The organism is Providencia sp. wls1943 (assembly GCF_009706275.1).
Classification (GTDB): Bacteria; Pseudomonadota; Gammaproteobacteria; order Enterobacterales; family Enterobacteriaceae; genus Providencia; species Providencia zhijiangensis.
This window is the reverse complement of the sequence record NZ_WLTU01000023.1, coordinates 70,817-96,699: the sequence shown is the minus strand read 5'-3', so window position 1 is coordinate 96,699 and position 25,883 is coordinate 70,817. Positions and strand designations below refer to the sequence as shown.

Genomic DNA, 25,883 nt, shown 5'->3' with positions numbered 1-25,883 from the left:
TATCATCTGTGAATATCTACTACTTTCTAGGTGCTGCATTAGGCGGCATTCTTTTTTATTTAGACAGAAAATATTCCAAAAAGCGTAAATTTAATTGGGGCATTATTCCTTTTACTGCGGTGCTATTTGGGGCGTGGGAAACTATTTCGCCGAGACCTGGTGAATATGAACGCTACTTTTTCTACGCCGTGGCTGTAGGGATGGCTTTTGCAGCTAGCCGTCTTGTCGTTGGAATAACGGAAAGTGCCTATGACCGCTATCAACGTTTACAAAAAGAAGGCTCCTCAAAATTTACCGCATTATTAAAAACCCTTGTTAGCACTGCATTAGCTGGGTGTTTAACGATGGGATTTTTCATCGATATTCGCCTCTTTTTTGTGGCTTTCGTCTTATTGTTTGTTTTGAGTATTATTCAAAATACCCCCGAAAAACGCTTTCTAAAGTTTCAAAAGAACCTCGCGACGTCAAAAATTCGCTCAATTGCGATGGGGCTTGTGGAAGTGGAAGGGAAAATAACGTCAGGAAAGGAAGTTAAAAGTAAGTTGGGTAATCGCAGTTGTTATGGCGCTTTCTATTATGAATACTCCATCTCTACGGATAAAGAGGGTAAAAAAAGTTATACCCTCAGAGACAGCAGCGCTCAGCTACATAATTTCACCATAACGGATGATACAGGCTCAGTGAATGTGATTTGTGACCCAGATTATTTTGTTCATACGGGATTATCCCCCCATATGGATTATGAAAGTGGCAATCGTCGTTATAAAGAGTATTTACTTGAAAGTGGGAAGAGTTATTTATTGATTGGTTCGGCGGACAGTGAGAATGGCAAAGTGGTGATTACCCGCAAAGCGCCACACATGTTATTAGGCGTTTCGCCATCAGATTATGTGACTCGCTGGAATAAATCCGCGCCAATGCGTCGGAATATTGGGGTGACTGCAATGGTTGCAGCTATTCTGATTGCGTTGATATTAATGACGCCAGTGAGTTATCAAGATGGATATTTAACGCTTCATTTTAACCAAATTTCGTTATCTGACAGTGAATGATATGAATCAGATTATCTTTTGGATCTTTATCGCCGTGATAGGCACCATTTTGGTTCGCTATATTGTGGGGATCTACAACAATATTATTTTCTTGAAAAATAACTGCGAAAAAGCGTTTGCCAATATTGATGTGCTTCTAAAGAAACAAGCAGATTTGATGCCTCAATTAACGGTTGTTGCAGAAGGGGCAATGAACCATGAAAAGCGTTTAATTAGCGAATTACTGCAAAGCCGTCAGCACTATTTATCCACGGAACAGCTCGATGTTAAAGTGGATTCCGCAAACCAATTTCGCTCACATTTAAAGCCGATTTTTTTACTGGCAGAAAAATACCCTAAGCTGATTAGCCAGCAGGCGTTATTAGCATTACAAACATCAGCGAAAGGGCTTGAAGACCAAATTGCGGATCGCCGAGAATTTTTTAATCAAACGGTCACGTTATACAACACCAATATTCGTCTTTTCCCGAATCTCATTTTTACGCTCTTATTTCGTTTTAAAGATATTCCCTTGCTGTATGTTCAACAGGAGTCTGCATCATGATCACCATTCCTTTTTCATGGTTTGGTTTCACCGATTGGTTGGTGAATAAAGGGGAGCCGGGGTTGATCGTGATGTTTGCCACATTTGGTATGATCCCCACCTGTATTGTTTTCACGTTGGTGATGAGAGTGGTTGGGATGAAGAAATTCATCGCTCCTGTGGTATTGGGCATGATGAGCTCGATGTTTATCAGCATGATGGTGCTTATTCCACTGTTATTAATCTTCCGTTTCGATAATATTCCAAAAGCGATGTTAGTTTGGATGGTGGTTATGGGAAGCTGTATTGTCTTTTTCCTAACGAATATGGATTACATTGAGATTTGGTCATCAAGCCGAGAAGAAAAAAAGAAAAATAGTATGACGGCGAGAAAGAAACGAAAAAAATAAAAGGCGGTTTTTTACTGTTGTTTACATTATATCTGACTGTTTTATAGCGTAAGTCAAAAAATAAATTATTAAGCTGTAAAATAATGGCTCTATAATCCACCAAATAAAAATGGGTGATTAGGATAAAATACAATAGGTAAGTCGTGGTTATCATATTAAGATAATCGTAATATGGTATTCAAAAAGGATGGCTAGATAAAGTCACTATTATTACTCCTCATCAGCGTAACAGCTTGGTTATGATTTTGGTGTAACTTCACAGTTTTGTATGGTTTCGTTAGTTTACTGTGTATAAGTGTGAATGGTTCATTTAGCTGCCTGTCAGTATCTTGTTGATTTATAGCTAAATAAAGTTAATCTTGTCTTTTTTCGTCAATTATTGATCTTTTATTTTTACTCCGCATATGTGTTAAATTGTAATTCTTCGCTGTTCGGAACAAATAAAAAGTATATTTGATATAAAACACTGTATTTGCATTCTTTTTATGATGATTTTAGGTTTAAATATATTAAATAGATAATCTTAAAACGAGTAATTGAGTTTACTTGTTTGTTTTCTATGATGAAACATACTGAAATACTTTGTAATAAGGCAAAATTAAATAACTTGCTTTATTTAGCCTAATTCAAATCTTAAAAATATATTCTTATAATGGCTCCATCGAGTTAATAAGGCTGATGAGGTTTATTAGCTTTAAATCGATATTGAAAATAAATAAAACCAAATAAATATCTAAAATATTCTTGTTTGAATTTTAATTTAAAATTCCAATAGGAGGGGTTTTATTCGTTTAAATATTATTTTTATTTTATAGGGTTTATTTCATGTTTAAGAGAACCGTAATTGCATTATCTTTAATTTCTGTTTCAAGCGCGACATTAGCAGCGGCACCTGTGGCTAATTTAAAAGTATCAGGTTCAATTACACCACCAACTTGTACTATTAAAGGTCAGAATGAAGTTGACTTAGAATATGTATTTGATGTGTCACCTGGCATGTTCCCTGTTTCTGGTAATTTAGGACTTGATGCAAAAACAAATAGCATTGAAGTAATTTGTGATGCAGCAACTTATTTAACTTTCTCCTCTACTGATAACCGTGCGAGTTCTGTATTAACCGCGAGTGCATATAACTTTGGTTTAGGTCTATTTGATACCGATAAAAAAGTTGGTTTCTATACAATCAATATGAAGAATGCAACAGTTAAAGCAGATTCTTCAAGTGCTGCTCAAACTGTCGGTATTTCGAATGGAGCAACATATGCCACAACAATGTTTATTGATAAAACGAAAAAAATGGCGTGGGCAACAGCAGCAAGCACATTAAAAGCAGGGCAAATTTTTACAGCAGACTTTGATGTAAAACCAACGCTGAGTTCTGAATTGAAAACAAGCTCGGGTGATGCACAATTAGATGGTCATGCAACATTAGCCTTTGCTTTCTCCCTCTAATTTTTTTGATTGAAATGAATAGATATAAATTTATATCTATTCATTATGGAACGGAACTATGATTAAAAAAATAACACCATTAATATTATCGACAGTATTAATATCTCCAGCTGTATTTGCTAATACAACTGCAAATATAAAAGTATCAGGCAAAGTTGCAATGCCAACCTGTTTAATTAATGGAAATGAACAGTCAGATGTTATTTTTGAGTTAGCAACAACATCGCCGAGATATTTGAATCAGACATCATATACGGTATTACAGTCACCAGTTAAAAAGAATGTCACTGTGACTTGTGATGCAGAGACATATTTAACCTATCGTGCAACGGATACGTATCAAAGTACACCATGGCCTACAGCATCTGGCGATAGTTACTTTTTCATGGTGAATTCGGATAGTCCAGATAAATCCGTCGGTGCAGTGATGTTTGCTGTTTCTGATGTCACGATTGATTCTAAAACTGCTTTTATTGCAAGTGATGGTGTCGCTGCAAATAACTCTGTCATGACTAAAAAAATACTTAATGGTTTTGGTACAAAGAGCTCAACAATATTCGCCAATAAATTAACAGCAGGAAAAGTATTCTCTGCAGATTTTGTAACAACTAGCGTTTATATTAGCTCAATCAACCAATTAACGACAGCGGGTATCGATTTGACGTCTAATGTTGATTATCAAGCAGAAGCTGTGCTGGCGTTTAACTTTGGTATTTAATTAAATTCTAATGAGATGTATTTCTTGGGGAATATATGCGTTTATTTGTCACTCCAGTAACTAAAGCTACATTGTTGTTTGCATATTGTAGTCTGTTTTTTAGTGAAGCAGTTTATTCGCATACTTTTCAAAATAGAAATATTATTGAACAGGTTGAGTCACCCCCTACGTGTGAAATCGTTATCCCTGATGGCGGGCAATATCAATTTAATCAATTGCATGCTCGCCAGTTTAATGCGGTTAAAGCAACGGAAATACCGGAGATCACCAAAACATGGCAAGTGTTGTGTAATACGCCAACGCAATTGCTTGTTCAATTCTCGGATAACCGAAGTGATTCATCACAGTTGGGAAATGAAGATTATTTTGGACTAGGGAAAGTGAATAACCAAGGACGATTAGGGAATTACCAGCTGATACTTAACCAACCTAAAGTAGATGGTCAATCGGTTGGAATCGGTGCAGTGGAAGGTGCAGGGCCATTTCAGCGCATTCAAGGAGCAATATTAAAAGGGAAAAAATATGCATGGTTTACAAATGAAAACGTATTATCCAGTGGCAAAAACTTCACCGTTAATATAGCCGTTAAGCCTATCTTAAATAGCCTTAAAGAGACCAATGGTCCTATTATTGAGGCTGTGGAATTAGATGGTAGTGCAGATATTATATTTTCATTTGGAATATAGTTTTAATTCTTAGTAATTTATATTGGAAATAAAAATAACAATGAATAAGAAAAATAAATTTTCTTATTGCCAGCTATTTTTAATTTTTGTCGTACTGCATGTAAATAATTCCGATGCATCTGAATCAATAAAGAGTAATACAGGATCGTCAATTAATTTTGATATCGACTCTTTAAAATCACTAGGGTATGGGGCAGAGGTCGCTGAATTCTTTATGAAGGGTAATCAATTTTTACCCGGAAATCATGATGTCACCATAAAATTAAATGGCAGTAATGAATATACTGCGAATATTGAAATCAATGAAAACGGTGAGCTTTGCCTGACTGACGGGTTAATGAGTAAGTTGAGGCTAAAAAAAGTTAACTTAACTGACGGATGTAATACATTCGAACAAATTTACCCTGAAGCAAAAATTGCATTACATCCTAGCTCCTACCAAATAGATATGGTGGTTGCCGAAGAGAATTTAGATCCAAAGCTACAAGGTAATGAGTTAACGTACGGTGGGTTTGGTGTTGTCAGTAACTATCAATTATATGGTATGCATATTAACGGTAATTACAGCCAGCGTTTCTACCAAGGAGAGTTTGAAACAGGCATTAACTGGCAAAATTGGGTTCTACGAAATAACAGTAGCCTCTCTGTTGGAGATTCAAAATCACAATATCAATTTAATGAAACCGTACTGTCAAAAAGCATCGAACCTTTGCAGTCGTTATTAGATATTGGGCAACTTAATACGCAAGGCGCATTTTTTGGGGGAACACCGCTGGATGGTGTGCAAATTTACTCAGATAGCTCTTTGCAAGGTTCGAATATTTTAGTTGTTCCGGTGACTGGCTTTGCAAGTACACCGTCAACGGTTGAAGTTCAGCAAAATGGACGGCTGCTATATCGAACGATGGTGCCAGCGGGGCCTTTTGAGTTAAATCGTATTAATAATGTGGTGATTGGTTCGCCTCTGGACGTCACTATTTTCCAAGATAATGGTGAAAAACAGCAGTTTCAGGTGGTGACAGCCAACCAGCAAACTGCGGTTTCACCCATGAGTTATCAATTTTCAGTGGGGCGTTATCGTAGCCAAAGTGATCTGCGAACAGATAAACCCATTATTGGCAGTGCAGAAATAAGCCAGCAATATGGCATGTCAAATTATGGTGCAGGCGTACTTTATTCAAATCAATTTCAAGCGGTGAGTGGACGACTTAACTCTTATTTTGATTTTTCAACGCCGATTTCTACGGGGATTGGTGTTCAAAGTGCGAGAAATAATGAAAAGCGCGGGGAGCAGATCGATTTCAATAGCAATATTGCATTTGAAAAAATGACATTCGGCGCATCTGTTTTATATCGTACGAATGAGTTTCCAACCTTGGATAGTTCATTATTAAAAAAGCAACCCGCTCAGGATGAGCAAGAAAATACGAATAGATGGTTTAGTGGAGAATTACAAACGACCTCTTCGTTATTTGCAAGTTGGGGTGATGTTACATGGGGGCGCTTTAGCGCTAACGTAAACCATAATCATTTTTATGGTGATAAATCTGATACTGTTTTTTATTCAGCAGGCTATAGCCGAAAAATTACAGATATTTCGGTGAATGTGAGTTACCAAACGGGTGATGACCGAGATAGCCGAATTTTTATTAATGCATCGATGCCGTTAGGTAAGAAAAAAAGTGTCAGTATGCAGAGCCAATATTACCAAGATAAAACCATGGTAATGGCAAATTACAATCAGCAAGTCAGCGATAATTTAAGGTATTCCGTTGGTGCTGGTCGTAATGATGGCACGAGTGTAGTGAATGGCAGTATTAATAATGCCAATGCGTATAGCAATATTTCGCTGAGCGGTTCGATGTCCCAGAATAATACGCACTCAGTCACGGTCTCTGCATCAGGCGGTATGGCGTATTCCGATGGGTTATTTGCAACGTCATCGGTGCCTATAGGTGACACCTTTGGCATTGTGTATGTGCCGGATGCCCCGGGGGTTAGAGTCAACACGATGGGCAGTGGCACTACGATAACGAATCATTTTGGTACGGCAGCGATTTCATTGTTACCAAAGAACCAAAAGTCTACGGTGCACTTAAATACAGAGAAACTGCTCCTGAATGTGCGTTTGGATACGACGTCGTTTGACGTTGCGGCGGCGAGAGGGACTGTCATGACGAAGCGCATTCAGGCAACCACAATGCGCCAATTATTGTTGAGCATCAAAATGGCCAATGGTGATGACGTTCCTTTTGGCGCCAGTGTGCTTAATAAAAAAGGTGATTATATGGGCGTCATCATGGGGGAAGGTAATTTATTACTCAGTAATGAGCAAATTGGTGATGACATTATTTTACGCTCACCTAACTCTGATGATTGCATTATTAAATATAACGTACCGGAATTTTTTTCAGCTGAATCACTTTATGAAGAGGCAGATGCTATCTGCCAATAATCTTACTATTATTTGAATACAAGTTTGAGGTTTCAATGAAAAAGTTAATTTATATCGCATTTTTAAGTTTAATGGGCTTAATGAGTGTATCTGCAAAAGCGAGTTTCCAATTAGAAACGATGACTGTTATTTTAGATGCAGGTGAAGAGCGCAAAGTATTTAGTGTAAAAAACACATCGAAAGAACCTATCTTATTATCAACAAAAGTCTCTGATTTAGAAGGTTCTCAGCCTATGGCTAAAGATATTATGGTATCTCCGCCAATTGTTAGAATTGAACCAAATGAAAGCCAGCAAATTAATTTTGTTTTAAAGAAAGGGTTAGATTTAAAACAAGAACAGATTTTGCGTGTTTCTTTTCAAGGGGTCGGTGCCGTTAAGCAAAACTCTGCAAAAATGCCTATTCGCCAAGATGTGGCTATGCTGATTACGCCAGCAAATGGGGTATTAAGCCAAACACCTTGGAAAAATATCACCGTTAATCAAAAAAATAATCAACTAACGTTGACGAATACAGGGGATCAAGTTATTCGCTTATCACCTTCAGTCACGACATTACCAAGCAATGACGCTTATACCATTGATCAATTTTATTTAAGACCGAATGAAAGCAAAACTATTAATGTGAAAAACACAGTACAGGAGTTAGTGATTTCCCCATTAAGTCGTTACGGTTTTAAAACTCAAAATAATGACACCATCAAGGTCACTCATAATGGATAACTTTATCTATCAGTAGGATCGAGAATTAAATCTTTAATTTAATCGTTCCGGTACAGGGAGATATATAAAATATGAAGAGCGTAGATGAAGATAGTAAACCCGAAAATCATGTTTACTCCGTAATAATCGGCAAAGAGCTGAAACGAATTCGTAAAAAGAAAGGTTTCTCGGGCTCTAAGGTGGCTAGTCAGTTAGGTATTTCACAACAGCACTATTCGCGATATGAGTGTGGTAAATGCCGCATTTCTGTTGATATATTATTAAGTATTCTTTTTATTTTAGATTTTGATTTTGGGGACTTTTTTAGTGAGTTAAGGTTCCTGCTGAATAATGATTATCATGGTGAAATTCCGAACGTGAAGCTAAGTGATACACACAAGGATATTGAAAGCTATTTTGATAAAACAAGTTAGGATATCAATTTGATATTATTAATATCTTTTCTTTATTTATTCTTTTCTGCATTCATTTTGATTGTAAATCCGCCATTAGGCGGATTTTTTTATTAATGAGTGACTAATGAAATACGAAATCAAGTTTACTGAATGGTCGTAATATATTCTGCATTCCAAATATATTCTCCTGCTTGATTTGGGCACTTTCCTTTTAAGTGAGTTTCAATCTGTTTCTCTTTTTGCCCTGCTGGCATTTGAATAACTTGGGGTTGTTTATTGAGAATACTTTGATTATCGAGAGTAATATCAAAACTATCAGGTAAATCATTAGATTTTACGGTTAACTCCATTCTTTTATCTTGCCCTATATACCCCACAAAACCTACAGTCAAAGGAATAACGGTTTCTAGTTCTTGATTGGGGAAACAAGACTTTAAATCAACAATTGCAGGTGCGCTGATATGGGGATACGCCTCACTAGATGCCATTAGATTTACAATCGTATAAGATACTTCACGAGGTCGAAATTTAATTTCAGCAGCAAGATTACTTACAGCAGTGCAGTATAGTGTCCATTTGTCACTGTTAAACCCCGTGAGACTTCTAAAGTTTGCATATGTATTTACAGTGTTATTACCACTATAAAATGTCATTGGGGTGTAACTAGCATACACACCTATTTTTTCGTCGTTAAATGTTATCTCAGCGGCATAAAGGCCATCATTAGAAGCATTATTTTTCATATCATCAAAACTTCCCCAACATGACGATCGTAATGAGCCTGATGTGTTATTATCATTTATATAGTCGACAGTAAATCTGAATAGTGTTTTATTAGCTTGAGATGACATTTCCTCTATAGACACATTTTGAGTTTCTTTTAGAATAAATACTGTTTCTGCATAAATAGATAGCGGAAATAATGAAACGATAAAAATAAATAACTGGCGCAATGTCTTGACCTTACTGGTTAATCTGCAATTTACATCGGTTCGATAGTGACCGTAATCTGTCCATTAACGTCACCAACAGGGGTACTTGAAGTAGAGGCTACCTGCGGAACGACAGTGATTTCAGTCTTATCCCCATCTTTGGTGCTGTCTCTTTCCAACGTTGCTGTTGTCGACGATAAATCAAGATGGTTTTCATCGAATTTTAAGCAGTAGCGCATAAAGTCAGCGTCCGTCTTAATACAGGAACCATCCGCTTCATTTGCTTTGAAGGTGTATTTATATTTGTCGGTTCCTGAGCAAGTAGCGGTCAACGTGAATTTTTTAGAATAAGCGTCTAAGTCATCTCCGGTTAATTTATTATTAAATGCAGAACTCGGAATTTTATCTAAAGAAACCGTCTCGGGGGCATCAAGTGTGCAGCCTGCCAAAACAGTCGCTTTTATTTTAACTAACGCACTTGCACTTTCCGCGCTGGCTAAGTTGATATTTGCGCCACCAACACAGGTGACGACCAAAATTAATTTCACGAGTTTATTGATAATTAAATTCATATTAAGCCTGTTATTTAAATAAATGATTAAAATAGTTTTGTTATTGACCAATGGTTATTGGCAATTAACATCAAATCGAATTAATGATTGCAGATCTGCATTTTCAGGTAACGAGTATGTTGCTTGGCACTGGTTTTCATCGTCATGTCCCCATTTAGCGGTTAATTCGCCAGAGGATTCGAGCCCAGATAAATAAACCTGACCATCATCATTCACAATGGATGTTTGATGCCCAATTGAAATTAAGGTACCGAAAGGCAGATTTTTGCCATTTTTTACGATGTGAATCAGCGCTCGAGCACCTTGACGAGTCACAAAATTTGCTTTGACGATAGCGCCGCGAGTGGGCACCGTTGTCAGAACGCTGTTTTCAATTTCCGTTTGTTCATCTAATTCGCTACTGTCTAATGCAACGCGGTTTAAACGATATGGGGTTGCGTAAGGTTTGATGGTGTAACCGAACCAATCCGTCTTAACGCCACTGGTGTGCTCAACGGGGATATCACTGGCTCCCGGCGCCGAAATCAGAATATTGGTCTCACCAAGAGGCTGGCTAAAAATGACACCGTCAGAATGCAAGGTCACAGCACCTGAAAGACCCGTAGAGATCTTGCGGTAATCCTTGCCGTAGCTATAACCCACTTGTGTATTTCCATAGCCACCTTGATACGCTAAGTTGAGATTTCCGTCATTTCCATTACTTGAGGAATAGCCTTGAGCTACGTTCCAATTCAGGTTTTGTTGTGGCAGGAAACTTCCGCTTAGGCTAGTTTGCTGGATTAACTCTCCTTGGTTATCATGGTTAGCACTATAAGAGGCATACATCGGTGGCGCTCCTTGAGGCAACCATTTTTGCAACGGAATGGAAACCGTTAAGAAAATATTCCTATCTGTCGTTTTGACATCGTACTGATCAATATTTTTATTTAGCCCATATGAGAGCGTGTAATTGATATCGCCAATTTGGCTACTTAATCCTGATTGTATGGAAACAGAGCTGCCATTTTGTTCCCAAAAACTTTGGCGGACTCCCGTTAAATAAATAGAACCAATGCCTGTGATTTTTTGTGAGATATTGGTTTGTATTCTTTCGCGCTTATTATTGTAAAGATTAAAGTAATCAGTATTGTTGGTTTTAAGTTCCCCATCGGAGTCAACACTTTCATTCTGGGATAACCAACCGGACATTCGATTCAGTGACGTTTCTTGTAAGGTGTAATAACCCCGAGTTGAATATCGATATCCGGTTAATTGAATATTCGTACCCGTTTCAGGGAATGCGCGTGCGTAGAGAAATCGCAGTGATTGCCCTTGATAGCGGCTTCCATCGGTTAATTGGCTATTTGCATGGGTAATATCCGCTGAAAATGCCCCCCATGTCCCTAAGTTAAAGCCGGTACCGACCGCTCCTGCCAGATAATTTTTGGCATATTGAACGCCGCCATAGAGCGTAGTTAATGAAGATGCTCCCCAGATAAGCGTTGTTTCTCCAAATTGAGTCGTATCATAGTGGCTGTTATCTGAGCGAAACTCACCGGCTGTCAGGCTATAACTCATTCGACCTTCTCGTAATAACACGGGAACAGAGGAATAGGGCACGATAAATGATTGAATATCGCCATTAGCTTCAAGAATACTGACTTGCAAGTCACCACTCGAACTCATGGCGTTTAAGTCGGTAATAGCAAACTCACCAGGTGCGACATTAGCTTGGTAAATTAAATAATCATTTTGGCGAATTTCAATGGTCGCATTACTGTTTGCTACACCACGGATAATCGGCGAAAACCCTTGTTGACTTGACGGATACATACTTTCGTCCGTTCGCAATTGTGCGCCACGAAACGTCAGTGAATCGAAAACGGTGTTATTGGTTGAACTGTCCCCTAATACTAAGCGGCTTCGCCAAGGGATGATCCCTCGCTCGATATAGCTGTTGAGATGTTGCCAGTTATTTTCTTGATTATGTTTGCTTTTATAGCTGGTCCATGTGCGGTTATCACGGTATCTCCAGCTCCCTAAATTGACGCCATTTCTTAGATTCAAGTAGATGTTTTTACTAAAATCGTGCTGATATTGGTTATCTGTGACACCTAATGTATAGCTGGTAAATAATGCATTAATTCCTTCATCCCATTGGTTAGTTGGAATTTCATCTTTGGCTAAATTATTTAACGCTATCTGCGGAATACTGATATTTAATTTCATTTTCGGAAAATCAAATTCAGTGCTCGCATTAGGGATCAATTGCGCTAAAGGAATACATTGATGGTTGTCCGATTGCAGCAATGGAAGGCTATCAATATTGACTCCCAGCTCAGCCAGTTCATGCGACGTTAGCAGTGGAATTAACCCTGTTTGGTCCACGACGAATTTGGGTAATTGCTCATCTTGCTGTTGGCAATCTTGTGCTTTGATAAAGGTAATATTTCTTCTGTACTTGAGATTGCCATTCAATGAAACATCTACATCATAGGTTCCTGGTAATTGTGAACCTTGGCTTGCGAAAGTACTTAAATCAGCAATATGCTCTGAATCGATAGAGATCAAAGAAGGTGGAAAATAGTAATTTTCTCCCTCTTGGGCATGAATGCTTGGTATGACAAAAAGGCAGATAAATAAGTATGAGGGTCTCAAATGGTTATTGATGATTTTTTTGTATTTTTTTAGTAAAACGAACATAGAAAACCTTATTCCCATTTGAAATAAAATAGATTAATTCTTAATTGAAAATGGCGGGTTTTGGCGAAGTGATCCCACCAAAGTCATTAATTGAACTAAACATCAGTTTACTGGTGTCAAATCCTGCTGGTGCATTAACTTCAATATGACTAAATGGCGCGATCATCGTTGATGGTAATTCATTATTTCCTGAACGAAGGTCAGTTAAGGTCATGTAATACGGTGATGGATTTGATATTTTAATTTTCTGCTTATCAATCTTGCCAAATCGGATAAGGTTTTCAGCTTCCTTTGGTGTGATTTTTAATCCTTTTGGTCTAACAAAAAGTTTAACTCGAGTTACAGCAGCAAGGATTAATGCATTCTTATCAGCTAATTCATTTCGATCAATGGATGGAATGGCTTTTACATTAAAATAAAATAGTGATTCTTTATCTTTCGCTAATTGCTCGCCTGCATACACTAATCGAATGGTGTTTTCATTTCTTGGTGCGCTAGTAAATAATGGTGGCGTGGAAATAAAATCGCTTATTTTATTTCCTTTGGCATCCTCAATCCAAGTTTGAACTAGAAAAGCTGATTTATCTGAGGTATTTCGAATACCCGTAGTAATTTGCTTACTTTCTTGTGGATAAATAATTCGGGTGCTATCAAGTGTAATTCCACCCGCCAAACAAAGTGAAGAAAAACCAAAATAGAATAGCGAAACCAGCCATTGATAATAATGACTTGCTTTAGGTAACGAAAACATAAAAACTCCGGATATAAATAATGCGCACCCGCTATGACACGGGTGCTAAGACAGAAATATTACTGATAAGTAATAGTGAAATCGGCAGATGCGTTAGCAGAACCCGCAGTCACTTTACCCGCTAATGCGATGTACTGTGCTTGGAAGCGTAATGTGCTATCACCTTCATTCATCTTAATAATGTCTGTTGCTTTCAGTCCATCAACGTTGACTAATTTACTGTTTTGTAAAATTTGGATACCTACGCCAGTTGCAGTTGTTTGTCCACTTTGTGAGGCTACTGGAGCAAGGATTTTCTCTTCGTCAGGAACGGTAATACCCGCGAACGTCAGAGAGACATTTTTGAATGTTTCAGTTGCACATCCAGTTAATTTAATATCAAAACCAACAGGTGATGACACAGAGCCTTTACCATTAAAAGCATCTTGGCGGTATTGACCTAAATTAACTGTTTGTGAAGCATCATCATTGTCAATAACGCAAGGGGTATTCACAATAGTACCCGCAAAATTAACAACGCCACCACCGACAGTAACAGGAGCTAATTCTTCTGGAGCACCAGGACCTTCTTCTGCAAATACATTTGCAGATAAAGCTAGAGAAATAGGCAATGCGATAGCGATTAACTTAAGTTTCATTATATTACTTTCCATTAGATAAGGTTTTAAAAGGATTTATTTCTTGTTTGGTGCTTGCATTAAAAATAAAGCATGCACTCCGAAAAATACATTTATGTATTTTTGAGATTGCCTACATGAATTACACCATCAGTTTCTAGCTCATCAATTAGTAAATTGAAAAGTCTATTTTGTTCTGGCTTTATTACCTTGCTACTGAATTCATCGAAGGGGATATTTAATGCATTTAAAATTCTTAAAATATTCTCAATACTTAATGTTGATATTCCTCTTTCATATCTTGATATTTGTTGCTGACTGACTGATATTAAGGATGCTAATTCTTTTTCAGATAATCCTTTGCTTATCCGTGCATTTCTAATAAATCTTCCTGTTTTTTCATTTAGTTTCATTATATTGATAATTAGTTAATTACCTAGATTGGTTAAATATGATTTGTATGATTGGATGATTTCAAAACGAGGCGAATTGTAGATAGGTTAAATAATGATGTAAATACTCAAAATATGATGAAATATAATGTTACATTCAAATGAAATAAAAAACTTAGAATATCTGCTAGAAAATCACTCTTTTTATGAGTTAAATCTTAAGTTAAATAAAAGAATTTTTTGATAATGACGTAGACCAATAAATAAAATCTATTTATTAATCCTTAAATGAAACAAAGTGATACAATATATAATATTTGCTTTCATTTCGCGCTTTCGGTTACGCAATATGAGAGTTATTATGGTTTGCTGTATTGCTGTGCAGTCTATTTTTATAAAGAAATAAGCTATTCAAATATTAATTAATACAATACATTAGCTGACAATTAACAGTTGTAAGTAAGTATTGTTCGTTAATTAAATGAAAACAAAATCCCCACGAATTAAATAATGTAGCGTGGGGATTTATTTAATTATGAAACTTAATTATGAATGAGAAGCATTAATTGTTGTTTAGCTTTGGCGAGTCCTGCCTCATAACCTTCGGGTTTCATATCTAAACCTTCTGCGTAGATAAATTGAACATCGTTAATACCCATTAACCCTAATACAGAGTTTAAATAAGGCGTAATCGCATCGGTCTCTTGCCCGTAATGAATACCGCCTCGAGCACTAAACACCAGCGCTTTGACATTTTCCACTAACCCCAGTGGGTAGGTTGCGGTATAGCGAAAAGTTTCTCTAGCACGAACGACTAAATCAAACCAATTTTTCAATTCAGTTGGCACATTGAGATTGTACATTGGCGCACCAAGGAGAAGTAAGTCACTCTCTTTAAGCTCTGCAATCAGTTGATCAGAAAGCTCTGCTGTATTTTTTAAATCAGGGTTGCTAATTTCCGCGCCTCTTAATGCTGCGAAACGGGCTTGATTGAGAACGGGTAATGGGTTTTCTGCCACATCACGCTCGATAACACAGTCTTGATAGCCTTGGGCTTTACGTTCATCCAGATATTGTTGAATTAAGGTATTGGTTTGCGATTGTGCACCGTTAATACTGGATTTGATAACTAAAATTTTCATGGAATTGTTCCTTATCAACTTAGGATGTGGCCAGTATATCTGGCTTGATAAGTTGACAATGAGTGATATTCTTTCCTTATATTGTTTCCAATTGAGCACCAATATGAACAAGTTAGATTTGAACTGTTTACCTATTTTTATTGCTGTGGTTGAAAGCGGAAATTTTACCGCAGCATCTGAGCGGCTACATGTAACACGTTCAGCAGTGAGCAAAAGTATTTCACGTTTAGAAAATAGCCTAGGCGTTGCACTGTTTCAGCGTACTACCCGTCAACAAGCATTAACGGATGATGGAATGGTGCTTTATGAATATGCGAGCCATGCGCTGAATTCTCTGCAAGAAGCGTCAAACTTCTTGGAAAGTGGTAAACGTAATGTCGAAGGGAAAGTCTGCATTACCGCGCCTCGGCTATTGGGAAACTTATATGTTATCCCGCTACTGATTGAGTTAATGAATCTTTACCCTAAATTGGAGATTGAGACGTTATTGAATGACCGGAATGTGGATTTACAGCAAGAAGGGGTTCATGTTGCAGTGCGGGTGGGGCAGCTGGCTGATTCAAACCAGTTAATTGCACGCGAAATTGGCCACCATAAAATGATTTTTTGTGCCTCACCCGATTATTTAACGGCAAATGGTACACCGACAGTACTCTCAGAATTAGAAAAGCATCAACTTATCGCTTACACACAAGGCGGTCACATTTTACCTTGGCAAGTGCATGATCAAGCTCAGCAAGAGCACCGTTATTTACCCACCAGTAAATTGGTTATGGACGATATGCAAACAATTATGTTGGCGACTATTCAAGGGGCGGGAATTGCGTATTTACCGCAGTGGTTGGTGCAAGAAAAAATAGACTCAGGGCAGCTTGTTGAGGTTTTATCTTACTATCAAAGTGCTCGTTACCCAATTTCTGTCGTGTGGGTCGCAACGTCCTTTTTACCGCTAAAAATAAGAGTAGTTATCGATGCGATGCGTGAAAAGTTAGCCTTAAGTCTAAGGTCAGAATAACGAAATTATAAACAGTGAGCCTCTTCACAATGTGAGGGTTTTTATTGAACATGCCTTGCTCTTGGTGAAATTTTAATTCTATATTTGTTATATGTTATGAAATTTTATTTCTTAAATAATCATAACGATTCCTTTATAAAAAACACCATGATGTTATTCGCACATTATAAAACCGATAAAGTGAGGCAAGGCATGAAATTAACGACCCTATTTGCAGCAACAACCTTGTTAGTGACCGCCAGCGTGGCGGCAAAAGAGTACCCCATTCATCATACTGTGCAGATTAATTCCCTTGAAGATGCTCAAAAAGCAGCGGTTTGGGAGCAGGCTGAAGTGCTCACTGACTTTATCTATCCGTGGGAAAATGAGACACCACCAAAAACCGATTTCCGTGCATTATGGAGCGACAATGCACTCTATTTTCGCTTTATTGCGGATGATAAAGACATTCAGCTAGGCAAAGACGCTGATAAAGATCAGGCGGTATTGGACTCAGATCGCGTTGAATTATTCTTTGCAACCAGCCCTGAATTAAAACCGTATTACACGGCTGAAATGGATCCATCAGGTCGTACATTTGATGCGAAAGCCAATTTTTACCGTGAAGTCGATCCAAGCTGGAATTGGCAAACACTGAAAACGGTTGGACAAATTACCCCTGAAGGTTATGTGTTAACGGGGAAAATCGATATGGATGAATTCACTAAACTGAATCTTTGGCAAGATAATGACAAGAAAACCTTGATGTGTGCCATTCTACGCGGCGAGTTTAGTGCCGGTGAACCTAAGCAAGTGCGTAAGTGGATCAGTTGGATCAAGCCAGATTCAGTAAAACCAGACTTCCATATCCCTTCCGCTTTCGGAAGCTGTAAGCTCGTCAAATAATCCTCATCCGGTGGCAGCCTTAAACGGTTTATAACGTTGCCACCGATTCTTTCACTCTTTTTCATGTTGTTGTTGTGAGGCCAGTCACGTAAATCATCACAAGTGAATAACTTGTTATGATTAGAATTGAAATTAAAATTCATAAATAGTATTTTCTAATGAAATATAGTTTCAGTTGAGGTGTGCCATGTCAGTAACCGAAAATACGCTTAGCGATTGTTTGAACAATGAACTTAACCAGGACACATTACAGTTTTCTCGTTTAGATACCTTATCCATGTTAACGGTAATTAATCAGGCAGATAGCACGGTAGCAACGGCATTGCAGTCTGTGCTGCCGGAACTCGCCAATGTGGTGGATGTGATTAGCGATCGTTTAAAACAAGGCGGGCGGATTTTTTATGTGGGTGCTGGCACCAGTGGGCGACTGGCAGTATTAGACAGTGCAGAGTGCCCACCAACATTTGGTACATCGCCAGAAATGGTGCAATCGATTATTGCGGGCGGTCATTCAGCTATGTTGAAAGCCGTTGAAAATATTGAAGATTCAACGGAAGCATCGGTGAAAGAACTACAGGAACGTAGCGCAACGGAAAAAGATGTGATTATCGGCATTGCGGCAAGCGGGCGAACACCATTTACCTTAGCGGCGATTGAATATGGTAATCAAATCGGGGCATTAACCGTAGGGATCACCACCCGTGGGCACGGTTTACTGAGTGATTTAGCCCAGTATGCCATTGCGCCGGATGTTGGGGCGGAAGTGCTTTCTGGCTCCACGCGCATGAAAAGCGGGACTGCACAGAAAATGATTTTAGGCATGCTAAGCACCTGTGTCATGGGGCGTTTAGGACGAATTCATACCAATTTAATGGTCGATGTGATGGCGAGTAATATTAAATTACTGCGTCGTGCTGAACGTATTGTAGGGGAAGTGTGCGGGATTGATATCGACACTGCAGCAGCATTATTGAAGCAAGTGGATTACCACCCGCGTCGCGCCATTTTAATGTATGAATTGAATATTACTGCACAACAAGCGACAGAGATTGTTCAGCGCAACCCGAATACCAGCTTGGATTCGATGCTAAACAGTCACAGTGAATAGCGTAAAACATAACATAAACAGAGTCATAACTCAGTCGACACCGGGGAAATCCTATGGCTAATAAGATAGAACATCTGGAAGTGCTCGCCAGAGAAATAGAAAAATATGCGGGCGGGTTTGAAAACGTGGGTACCTTAACCCACTGTATGACGCGTATTCGTCTGGTTTTAAAAGATAATAGCAAGTTTGATGCAGATGCACTCAAGCAAGTGGAAGGTGTGAAAGGCGTTGTTTTTAATGGTGAACAACAGCAAGTGATTGTGGGCATGGGGACGGCAGCGAAAGTCTTCTCTGTGATGAATAAAAGAATGCAAAACAGTGGCGTAGCGAGTGATGAAAGTACGCCATCAGCACCAGAGAAAAAATCGTTCTCTATCCGCCGTATGCTCAATACATTAGCCGCAATTTTCGTCCCAACCATTCCTGCGTTAATTGGTTGCGGTCTAATTATGGGGCTGATTAATATTGTGCGTTTAGTGGCGCCAGGAGTGGTTGATCAGTTCCCGGAGCTATTTAAATTATTAAAGCTAATTGGTAGTGCTGTGTTTACCTATTTATCTATCATGATAGGGGTAAATACTGCGAAAGAGTTAGGTGCATCCACGTCGATTGGTGCAGTGATGGCGGGGCTTTTAGCAATGCCAGGCTTAGCCGATATCACCTTATTTGGTGAGAAACTCCAACCAAATAGCGGCGGAATTTTCGCGGTGCTGATGGTGGTGGTGTTCTCTTCTAAATTTGAAGTGTGGTTTAGAGGTATCATCAAAGAGAGTTTGGATCTGATTGTGACGCCGTTTGTGACGATTTTGGTCTCTGCAATGGTGGCGTTAGTCGTCTTCCAACCAGCGGGTCATTATCTGAACCAAGTGCTGGCGCAAGGGGTTTCTGTGGCGCTGCTGAGTAGTGGCGGCGGGGCAGTAGCAACGGGCGGCATCTTAGGTGGCAGCTTCCTATTCTTATTATTGACAGGTCTGCACCAAGGTTTGATCCCTATTCACGCGGAAATACTACAAACTTTTGGTTTGAACTATTTATTCCCGATTTTAGCCATGGGCGGAATGGGACAAGTCGGTTCATGTTTCTGGGTGTTCCTGAAAACCAAGAATCAGCGTTTAAAGAAAACCTTAGTGGGGGCATTACCCGTCGGTATCTTCGGTGTGGGTGAGCCATTACTGTTCGGGGTTTCCTTACCGCTGGGTAAACCGTTTATTGCAGGCTGTATCGGTGGAGCCGCGGGCGGTGCGCTGATGGCGTTCTTCCATGTGGGTATTATCATTCCATTTGGTACTGCGGGTTTATCCTTAATTCCGCTGGTGGGTGATGGGCAAATTCTGGATTTTCTGATTGCGGTAGCAGGCGCATGGATTGTCGGTTTCATTGCCAGTATGATAATAGGCTTCAACGATCCAGAAAAATAATAAGAAGGTATAGCCATGTCAGCACTGACAGTAAAATTGGAAAGCTTATTGACGAGAGGCAAAGGCACAGAGCAGCGTATTGCGAAGTTTTTGCTGGAATATCGCGATAGCCTTGTGGCAATGAATGCCGCTGAATTGGCTCGTGAGGCTGGCGTGAGCAGTGCATCCGTCATTCGTTTTGCAAGGCAAATGGGCTACCGTGGCTATCCTGAATTTAAAGTCGATTATCTATCCGACGAGAAGCAACACAAAGCGGAAAGTTTGTATGGCAATCTGAGCCGTAACGATGATACAGCTCAGATTATCGCGAAATCTGGGCAGTTATTTATTAGCGCCATTGAAAAATCCTTAGAACTGCTAGAGCCCGCCGCGGTTGATGCCGTCGCGCAAAAATTGGTTGAAGCCAAGCGCATTGTGCTATTTGGTATTGGCTCGTCTGCGATTGTAGCGAATGATATTTTCCATAAGCTTATTCGCGTTAATAAATCGGCGTTATTTAGCCCTGACTTGCATGTGCAACTGAGCTATTCGGCAAATTTAGGTGAAGGCGATCTCGCCATCGCCGTGACAGCAAGGGGCAATACGCCAGAAATTAACCGAATGCTGAAGTCGGCACATGAAAATGGCTGTACGACGATTGCTTTAACGCGCTTTGGGCAAGATGATGCGGCGCGTCTCGCGGATTTAACGCTGCCATATTACTATGATGAACAACACTCTCAGCTGGGAGTGATCACGCCTCAAGTGTTGCAGATGGTCATATTCGATACGCTATTTTTCAAATATTTAACCCTTGCCAATGAAGATGCAGACATCGCATTGCAAAAAGGTCGACAAGCCGTTACTCAGGCAGGATAAACCACCATGATTGTCACAGAGTTAGCCATCGGCGCACTGATTGGCTTGATTATAAGCACAACCGGTGTGGGCGGCGGTGTGATTGTTTTACCCATACTGACTTACTTTTTTGGGCTTAATGCCTTAGCCGCAGTGGCAACAGCTAACTTTCTCTCTATGCTGATGAAGGTCTCTTCGTCATACATGCATTTTCGCTTAGGCAATATTCCCTTAAAAGGAGCGTTGATTGTCTTGGCGATTATGTTGCCAAGTACGTTTTTATCCAGCCTGTTTGTGACGTGGTTAGGCAGCATCCCAGCTTATGAAAAACAGGTGGAGTGGGGTATTAATGTGTTGGTCTCCGCTGCCATTATTTTTTCGTTGTATTTATTTATTCAACGGATGTTTTTTGCTAATCCGCGTAAAAAAATTTCTGTGAAAGAAAACCAATTAAAAGCGATGGCAATCCCAGCGGTATTGGCGGGGATAGTATTAGGTGCAACAGGGGTTGGCGGTGGAGTTGTGGTTCTGCCAATGTTATTGCGTTATATGGATTTAAATATCAAGCAAGCCATTGGCACATCGATTGTGGTAACTACCGTATTATCGGGCTCTTCGGCGCTGGCTTATGCGCAAGATGGCCACACGGATTTAAAATTGGCATTAATTTTGTGTGCGGGGGCGCTGTTAGTGATGCCGCTGGCAAAATATTTACTGGTGAAATTGTCTGAACGGACTTTCCAATATATTACGTTACTGCTGATTTTATGCAGTGCGGTGATGATGACATGGAAAGTGATTATGCCGTAAAGATGAAGTAATTCTTTTTCTTGTTCGCCTACTTTTTCAATCAGTCTGAAATTGATAGTTTAAATATAGCTATATTTAAACTATCAATGTTATTTTCTATTTAATTCCCATCTGAAAATGAAATTCAAATTTTGAAAATAATAAACATAATTGAATTTTTGATTTTTAATTTGAAAAAATATTATCATTAATGAAATGTTGAACTATAATAAATTTCATTCATTGAAAGTGAATCTATTTTTGATTTTCATTGTTGAATTTTAAAATATGGCGTTATCTTTTTTGTATATGTAATAATTGATATTGTTTTTTGCTTTAAACAATTGATATTGAAGTGGATGCTCTTATAAAGATACGATTTTTAATTAATTTTAAATTGCGATTTATATTTTGGAAAACACGTTATTTGTTTTTCAAGAGTATTGAAAAGCATCAATCCCAAATGATTATATTATGAAATATCAGTTAACTCATGCGTATAGCCGATCAGCACAGTTTTATGGTGTTGAAACAAATTTAAGCCTAGAGCAATTTCAACAAGCTTGCGCTTATATTCAGTTAATTAGAGATAAGTTGCCGAGTTTTTCATCTTCAGATGATTGTCTGGTTGAGTGTGAAATTCTTTTTCTTCTGCAAATGTTTTATGGCGTTATGCCATTATATGAAAATAGTGAATTAGATGCGATTGTTGATGTTCATCATAACTGGGAATGTTATGTAATTGGTGGAAACTTAGCGTTAATAAACCAATATGCGATATGTAATGCAAGTATTATTATGCTGGAATTTCTTCGCTATAAATTACAGACAAAACTCAATATTGATTCTAATGAAAAAGTAAAAGTTGATTTATCTCGGCTTGATGCCTTATTAGGTGGCCATTTTCTAAAAAAAGAGTGGGAACTGAGAGATGTTTATGGAAATGATCTTACGGGTATTCAATTTTTAAGAAGCGATAAAGTTGAATTAATCTCTAAAGAACCTATAGAAGCTGAAATCTAGCCAGATGAGATTTTTAGTTTACGGAAAGCAAAAAATATCATTCGGTGAAGTAACCCTCAATAGTTTAATAACCAATTGTTGGGGGGGATGCAAAAATACAATCGCGATGTAAAAATTAAACTCAGTAGTTGGTGTTATATTTACCTGTTTTCTACAAAGAATACTCTTTTACATTCATGTTCGTGTGAACAAGAATAAATAGCCTGTCTTTTTCTGCTTGATTAATCGTAATAGCTAACAAAAGGCTATTTTCTTTTCACTATGCTCATCTTGGCGGTTTGCGCTAAGGTTAACCCTTTGGTTTTTGGCGCAAATAGGCGGTTGCTGAGTAGATTCTGGTTGAATAAGTTTGGAAAGGCTAAAAAGCAAAAACCCGCCACTAGGGCGGGTTCTTTAAATAGTGGTGCCCGGACTCGGAATCGAACCAAGGACACGGGGATTTTCAATCCCCTGCTCTACCGACTGAGCTATCCGGGCAACGGAGCGTATTAAACCTGATTTAAGAGGGTGAGTCAAGGCGGTTTCTAAAAACTTTTGATTGAGTGCGTTTTTTTTCAGCGTTTCAATTAATTTTTAAGCAAATCAATGCAAAAACTCACAAAAAGTGAAAAAAATGCCAGCAACCGTGATGGTTTACTGGCATTTTTATCGCTATTTTAAGGATTTATTAGCGTAAATATTTTTTCTGCGCCTTATTCACTTTAATAAGATAATTACGAGATTCCGCCGCAGGGTGTTTGGTGGAAAGCGTTTCGTAAACTTCTCCCGGCTCTAGGTTATTAATACGCTGAGCCGCTTGTTTTTTATCATTGTGGAAGACGCGTAGCACGCTGCCTGCACCGCCGTTATAAGCCGTAATAACCGCATAGCGACGTGAAGTTGGGTTACTGATATCCCCCAAATAACTATTTTGTAAGATAGCTAAGTATGCCGTACCTGTATCAATGTTTTGCTCTGGGTCAAACAGGTAACTGCGGCTTGGTACTCCTGATTTACCTTGAGAGCGGAAGACATCTTTACCGGCTGTGTTTGGCATAATTTGCATCAAACCTAGCGCATCAGAACGGCTAACTGCGTATGGGTTGAAGCTCGATTCAATCTGCATAATAGCCAGAATTAATGATTCATCCACACCGTATTTCGCGGAGGATTTCTTAATAAATGGCATATATTTATGGGCGCGTTTATCTAAGTGGTTTGGTACTAATTGCATGGTCACCGACCAAACAATATTCATACCAGATTGTCTGCGCTGCATTTTATTGCTGATCAGATAATCTGCAAATTTAGTGGCTCGCCACTCCCAGCGGATCGGTTCACCCGTATTATCCATCACCTGACCAAACAGGAATGGCTCTTTACTGTAGGGAATGTCGTTAATATCAGAATAGAGGTCGATGGAATTCGGGTCATCGCCCATCAATAATGTGGTGACAATGGCTTTTTTCAGGTGTTCTGACGGCTCTACAGCGGAGATGGTCTCAACCGTGATTGTCCCTGCATCAAAGTTAATGTGGCTACGAGTACGATACTCATCGGTATATTTCACATAGTCTTTAGGTCCTGCAATCAGGACTTCTTTGATCCCCCAAATATTTTCGATGTTATGAGCAAATTGCCCCATCAAAATATCAAAGCCATTGGTATCTTTGACGTAGTCGGGATTAAAGTCGGATTTCTGATTACTGGAGCAAGAAACAATCAGGGGAATCAACAATGTGAGAGCAAATAATTTTTTCATACGATCCACAATAATAATGCAAGCTAGCTGCTATTTCGGTCATTTACTCTAAAACATTCAAGTTGCAGGAGGTTAGCAAACCGAGCCGTGCAACTTGAGGTTCGATAGGTAGAGACCTAAAAACTATTTTTCTGGGGTATAGCCATCAATTTGAATATCGTGACCTTCAAATAAGAATTTCACCATTTCTTGTTCCAGCATTTTGCGATCGTCTGGGTTCATGGTGTTTAATTTCTTTTCATTGATCAGCATAGTCTGTTTTGTCATCCATTGACTCCATGCTTCTTTCGAAATCTCATTAAAAATACGCTTTCCTAATTCACCTGGGTAAAGCTGGAAATCTTGCCCATCGGCGTCACGTTGTAAGAAAGTGCAAAAAATGGTTCTACTCATTTATTTTTTCCTCGAATATCAGGTAGTAAGGCAAGTTGTTTTAGCAAACTTTCAACCGGAGCTGCAAGCCCAACGGTTGCGCCTAGGTGTAAGTTATACCAGAGTCCGTTGCCTTCATCCATGGCAGAATTAAATGCCTGAATATTAACTTTTACAGGGATAATATCTAAATGAAAATGGCTAAACGTGTGGCGAAAAGCAATTAATTGTTCTGGCGTGTCATATTGCAGGCCAGAATCAGCTAGCCACTGAGCCAGTAGCTCATGGCTTTCAAACTGTGGGAAGGCGAATAAACCGCCCCAAATGCCGGAAGGAGGGCGCTGTTCTAACCAGACATTATCTTGATGTTGAAGGATCAAAAACCATGCGCTTTTTTCCGGAATTTTCTGCTTAGGTTTTTTCCCCGGATATTCCTGCCAAGAATGGTTAGCGTAAGCAACACAGCCGGTATTGAGTGGGCATAGTTCGCATTTTGGTTTACTGCGAGTACACACCATTGCACCAAGATCCATCATGGCTTGGTTAAAATATTCGACTTCTACTTTGGGGGTGACGTTGGTGCTGATTTCCCACAGGCGATTTTCTACCTCTTTCTTACCCGGCCAACCCGCGACAGCATAGCAGCGAGCAAGCACGCGTTTTACGTTACCGTCCAAAATTGGGTAATGTTGTTTTTGGGAAAGGGAAAGAATGGCGCCTGCCGTTGAACGTCCCACTCCAGGAAGCGCATTAACTTCCTCAAATGTGGTAGGAAATTGACCATTATATTGGGTGGCAATCACTTGCGCTGCTTTGTGTAGATTGCGCGCTCGTGCGTAATAACCGAGCCCTGTCCATAAATGCAGAACTTCATCAAGGGGCGCATTCGCCAGTGCAGTCACATCCGCAAAGCGTTGGGTGAACTTTTCAAAATAGGGAATGACTGTGCTAACTTGGGTCTGCTGCAACATGACTTCAGAGAGCCAAACATGGTAGGAGGATTTTTCCTGCTGCCATGGCAAGGTTTTACGACCGTATTTGTGATACCACTTGAGCACTGCACTTGAGAATTGTTGAGCTTCCATTATTTATAATATTTTTATCGCGATTTCAGTCATGGAGAGGATTGCAACATAGACGGTGATAGCTGTAAACCGCTTCTTGTGTAAAGTTATCCAATTATCAACTGCAAGA

26 protein-coding genes and 1 tRNA gene are annotated in these 25,883 nt (G+C 39.1%); 16 read left to right on the top strand and 11 right to left on the bottom strand.

The window, feature by feature from the left end:
* Positions 1–8: 8 nt before the first annotated feature.
* From GKR48_RS11975 to GKR48_RS11935, 9 genes are all read left to right on the top strand, one after another.
* Entirely contained in the window at positions 9–1,052 is a 1,044-nt protein-coding gene (locus GKR48_RS11975; RefSeq protein WP_230088657.1) for a hypothetical protein, read from the top strand.
* A gap of 1 nt (position 1,053) precedes the next feature.
* Positions 1,054–1,596 (top strand): LemA family protein, encoded by a 543-nt coding sequence (locus GKR48_RS11970; protein WP_154628252.1) that lies wholly within the window; start codon positions 1,054–1,056, stop codon positions 1,594–1,596.
* Positions 1,593–1,985: a hypothetical protein gene (locus GKR48_RS11965; RefSeq protein ID WP_154628251.1), complete on the top strand. Its 393-nt coding sequence runs from the start codon at positions 1,593–1,595 to the stop codon at positions 1,983–1,985. Before GKR48_RS11970 ends, GKR48_RS11965 begins: the two co-directional genes overlap by 4 nt.
* An 825-nt stretch (positions 1,986–2,810) precedes the next feature.
* Positions 2,811–3,437: a fimbrial protein gene (locus tag GKR48_RS11960; protein ID WP_154628250.1), complete on the top strand. Its 627-nt coding sequence runs from the start codon at positions 2,811–2,813 to the stop codon at positions 3,435–3,437.
* 58 nt (positions 3,438–3,495) lie between these two features.
* Positions 3,496–4,155 (top strand): fimbrial protein, encoded by a 660-nt coding sequence (locus tag GKR48_RS11955; RefSeq protein WP_154628249.1) that lies wholly within the window; start codon positions 3,496–3,498, stop codon positions 4,153–4,155.
* Positions 4,156–4,190: 35 nt separating this feature from the next.
* A complete protein-coding gene (locus GKR48_RS11950) occupies positions 4,191–4,841 on the top strand; it encodes a hypothetical protein (RefSeq protein WP_154628248.1) in 651 nt (216 codons plus the stop codon).
* Between the two features lie 40 nt (positions 4,842–4,881).
* Positions 4,882–7,296, top strand: a complete 2,415-nt coding sequence (locus GKR48_RS11945; RefSeq protein WP_154628247.1) for a fimbria/pilus outer membrane usher protein — start codon at positions 4,882–4,884, stop codon at positions 7,294–7,296.
* Between the two features lie 35 nt (positions 7,297–7,331).
* Positions 7,332–8,018, top strand: coding sequence for a fimbria/pilus chaperone family protein (locus GKR48_RS11940; protein ID WP_154628246.1), 687 nt, complete (start codon positions 7,332–7,334; stop codon positions 8,016–8,018).
* 71 nt (positions 8,019–8,089) lie between these two features.
* The gene (locus GKR48_RS11935) at positions 8,090–8,431 is read left to right on the top strand and encodes a helix-turn-helix domain-containing protein (RefSeq protein WP_154628245.1); all 342 of its coding nucleotides are present in this window, start codon (positions 8,090–8,092) and stop codon (positions 8,429–8,431) included.
* A 125-nt stretch (positions 8,432–8,556) separates the two neighbouring features.
* On the opposite strand, the gene GKR48_RS11930 is transcribed toward GKR48_RS11935, so the two are convergent.
* The 7 genes from GKR48_RS11930 to GKR48_RS11900 form a co-directional block, all read right to left on the bottom strand.
* Entirely contained in the window at positions 8,557–9,366 is an 810-nt protein-coding gene (locus tag GKR48_RS11930) for a hypothetical protein (RefSeq protein WP_154628244.1), read from the bottom strand.
* A gap of 29 nt (positions 9,367–9,395) precedes the next feature.
* Positions 9,396–9,917 carry a fimbrial protein gene (locus GKR48_RS11925; RefSeq protein ID WP_154628243.1) on the bottom strand — a complete coding sequence of 174 codons (522 nt, stop codon included), beginning with the start codon at positions 9,915–9,917 and terminating at the stop codon, positions 9,396–9,398.
* A 54-nt stretch (positions 9,918–9,971) separates the two neighbouring features.
* Positions 9,972–12,599 (bottom strand): fimbria/pilus outer membrane usher protein, encoded by a 2,628-nt coding sequence (locus GKR48_RS11920; protein WP_230088656.1) that lies wholly within the window; start codon positions 12,597–12,599, stop codon positions 9,972–9,974.
* A gap of 40 nt (positions 12,600–12,639) precedes the next feature.
* Positions 12,640–13,350, bottom strand: a complete 711-nt coding sequence (locus GKR48_RS11915) for a fimbria/pilus periplasmic chaperone (protein WP_154628241.1) — start codon at positions 13,348–13,350, stop codon at positions 12,640–12,642.
* Positions 13,351–13,409: 59 nt separating this feature from the next.
* Positions 13,410–13,988, bottom strand: coding sequence for a fimbrial protein (locus GKR48_RS11910; RefSeq protein ID WP_154628240.1), 579 nt, complete (start codon positions 13,986–13,988; stop codon positions 13,410–13,412).
* A gap of 92 nt (positions 13,989–14,080) precedes the next feature.
* Positions 14,081–14,380 (bottom strand): helix-turn-helix domain-containing protein, encoded by a 300-nt coding sequence (locus GKR48_RS11905; RefSeq protein ID WP_154628239.1) that lies wholly within the window; start codon positions 14,378–14,380, stop codon positions 14,081–14,083.
* 521 nt (positions 14,381–14,901) lie between these two features.
* The gene (locus tag GKR48_RS11900; RefSeq protein ID WP_154628238.1) at positions 14,902–15,501 is read right to left on the bottom strand and encodes an FMN-dependent NADH-azoreductase; all 600 of its coding nucleotides are present in this window, start codon (positions 15,499–15,501) and stop codon (positions 14,902–14,904) included.
* Between the two features lie 103 nt (positions 15,502–15,604).
* Here GKR48_RS11900 and GKR48_RS11895 point away from each other — a divergent pair, with 103 nt between their 5' ends.
* The 7 genes from GKR48_RS11895 (at position 15,605) to GKR48_RS11865 (ending at position 22,576) form a co-directional block, all read left to right on the top strand.
* On the top strand, positions 15,605–16,516 hold the full coding sequence (locus tag GKR48_RS11895) for a LysR family transcriptional regulator (RefSeq protein ID WP_154628237.1): 912 nt from the start codon (positions 15,605–15,607) through the stop codon (positions 16,514–16,516).
* A 192-nt stretch (positions 16,517–16,708) separates the two neighbouring features.
* Complete coding sequence (locus GKR48_RS11890; protein ID WP_230088655.1) at positions 16,709–17,401, top strand: carbohydrate-binding family 9-like protein; 693 nt, start codon at positions 16,709–16,711, stop codon at positions 17,399–17,401.
* Between the two features lie 187 nt (positions 17,402–17,588).
* The gene (murQ, locus tag GKR48_RS11885) at positions 17,589–18,509 is read left to right on the top strand and encodes an N-acetylmuramic acid 6-phosphate etherase (protein WP_154628235.1); all 921 of its coding nucleotides are present in this window, start codon (positions 17,589–17,591) and stop codon (positions 18,507–18,509) included.
* A gap of 53 nt (positions 18,510–18,562) precedes the next feature.
* The gene (locus tag GKR48_RS11880) at positions 18,563–19,927 is read left to right on the top strand and encodes a PTS transporter subunit EIIC (RefSeq protein ID WP_154600402.1); all 1,365 of its coding nucleotides are present in this window, start codon (positions 18,563–18,565) and stop codon (positions 19,925–19,927) included.
* 15 nt (positions 19,928–19,942) lie between these two features.
* Positions 19,943–20,785 (top strand): MurR/RpiR family transcriptional regulator, encoded by an 843-nt coding sequence (locus GKR48_RS11875; protein WP_154604514.1) that lies wholly within the window; start codon positions 19,943–19,945, stop codon positions 20,783–20,785.
* A 6-nt stretch (positions 20,786–20,791) separates the two neighbouring features.
* Complete coding sequence (locus GKR48_RS11870) at positions 20,792–21,574, top strand: sulfite exporter TauE/SafE family protein (RefSeq protein WP_154628234.1); 783 nt, start codon at positions 20,792–20,794, stop codon at positions 21,572–21,574.
* A gap of 453 nt (positions 21,575–22,027) precedes the next feature.
* Entirely contained in the window at positions 22,028–22,576 is a 549-nt protein-coding gene (locus tag GKR48_RS11865) for a hypothetical protein (protein WP_154628233.1), read from the top strand.
* A gap of 401 nt (positions 22,577–22,977) precedes the next feature.
* Here the strand turns inward: GKR48_RS11865 and GKR48_RS11860 are convergent.
* The 4 genes from GKR48_RS11860 to mutY form a co-directional block, all read right to left on the bottom strand.
* A tRNA-Phe gene (locus tag GKR48_RS11860) sits at positions 22,978–23,053 on the bottom strand.
* A 190-nt stretch (positions 23,054–23,243) separates the two neighbouring features.
* A complete protein-coding gene (mltC, locus tag GKR48_RS11855; protein ID WP_154604525.1) occupies positions 23,244–24,317 on the bottom strand; it encodes a membrane-bound lytic murein transglycosylase MltC in 1,074 nt (357 codons plus the stop codon).
* Positions 24,318–24,440: 123 nt separating this feature from the next.
* Positions 24,441–24,710, bottom strand: coding sequence for an oxidative damage protection protein (locus tag GKR48_RS11850; protein ID WP_006657365.1), 270 nt, complete (start codon positions 24,708–24,710; stop codon positions 24,441–24,443).
* Positions 24,707–25,774: an A/G-specific adenine glycosylase gene (mutY, locus tag GKR48_RS11845; protein WP_154628232.1), complete on the bottom strand. Its 1,068-nt coding sequence runs from the start codon at positions 25,772–25,774 to the stop codon at positions 24,707–24,709. Before mutY ends, GKR48_RS11850 begins: the two co-directional genes overlap by 4 nt.
* Positions 25,775–25,883 lie beyond the last annotated feature (109 nt).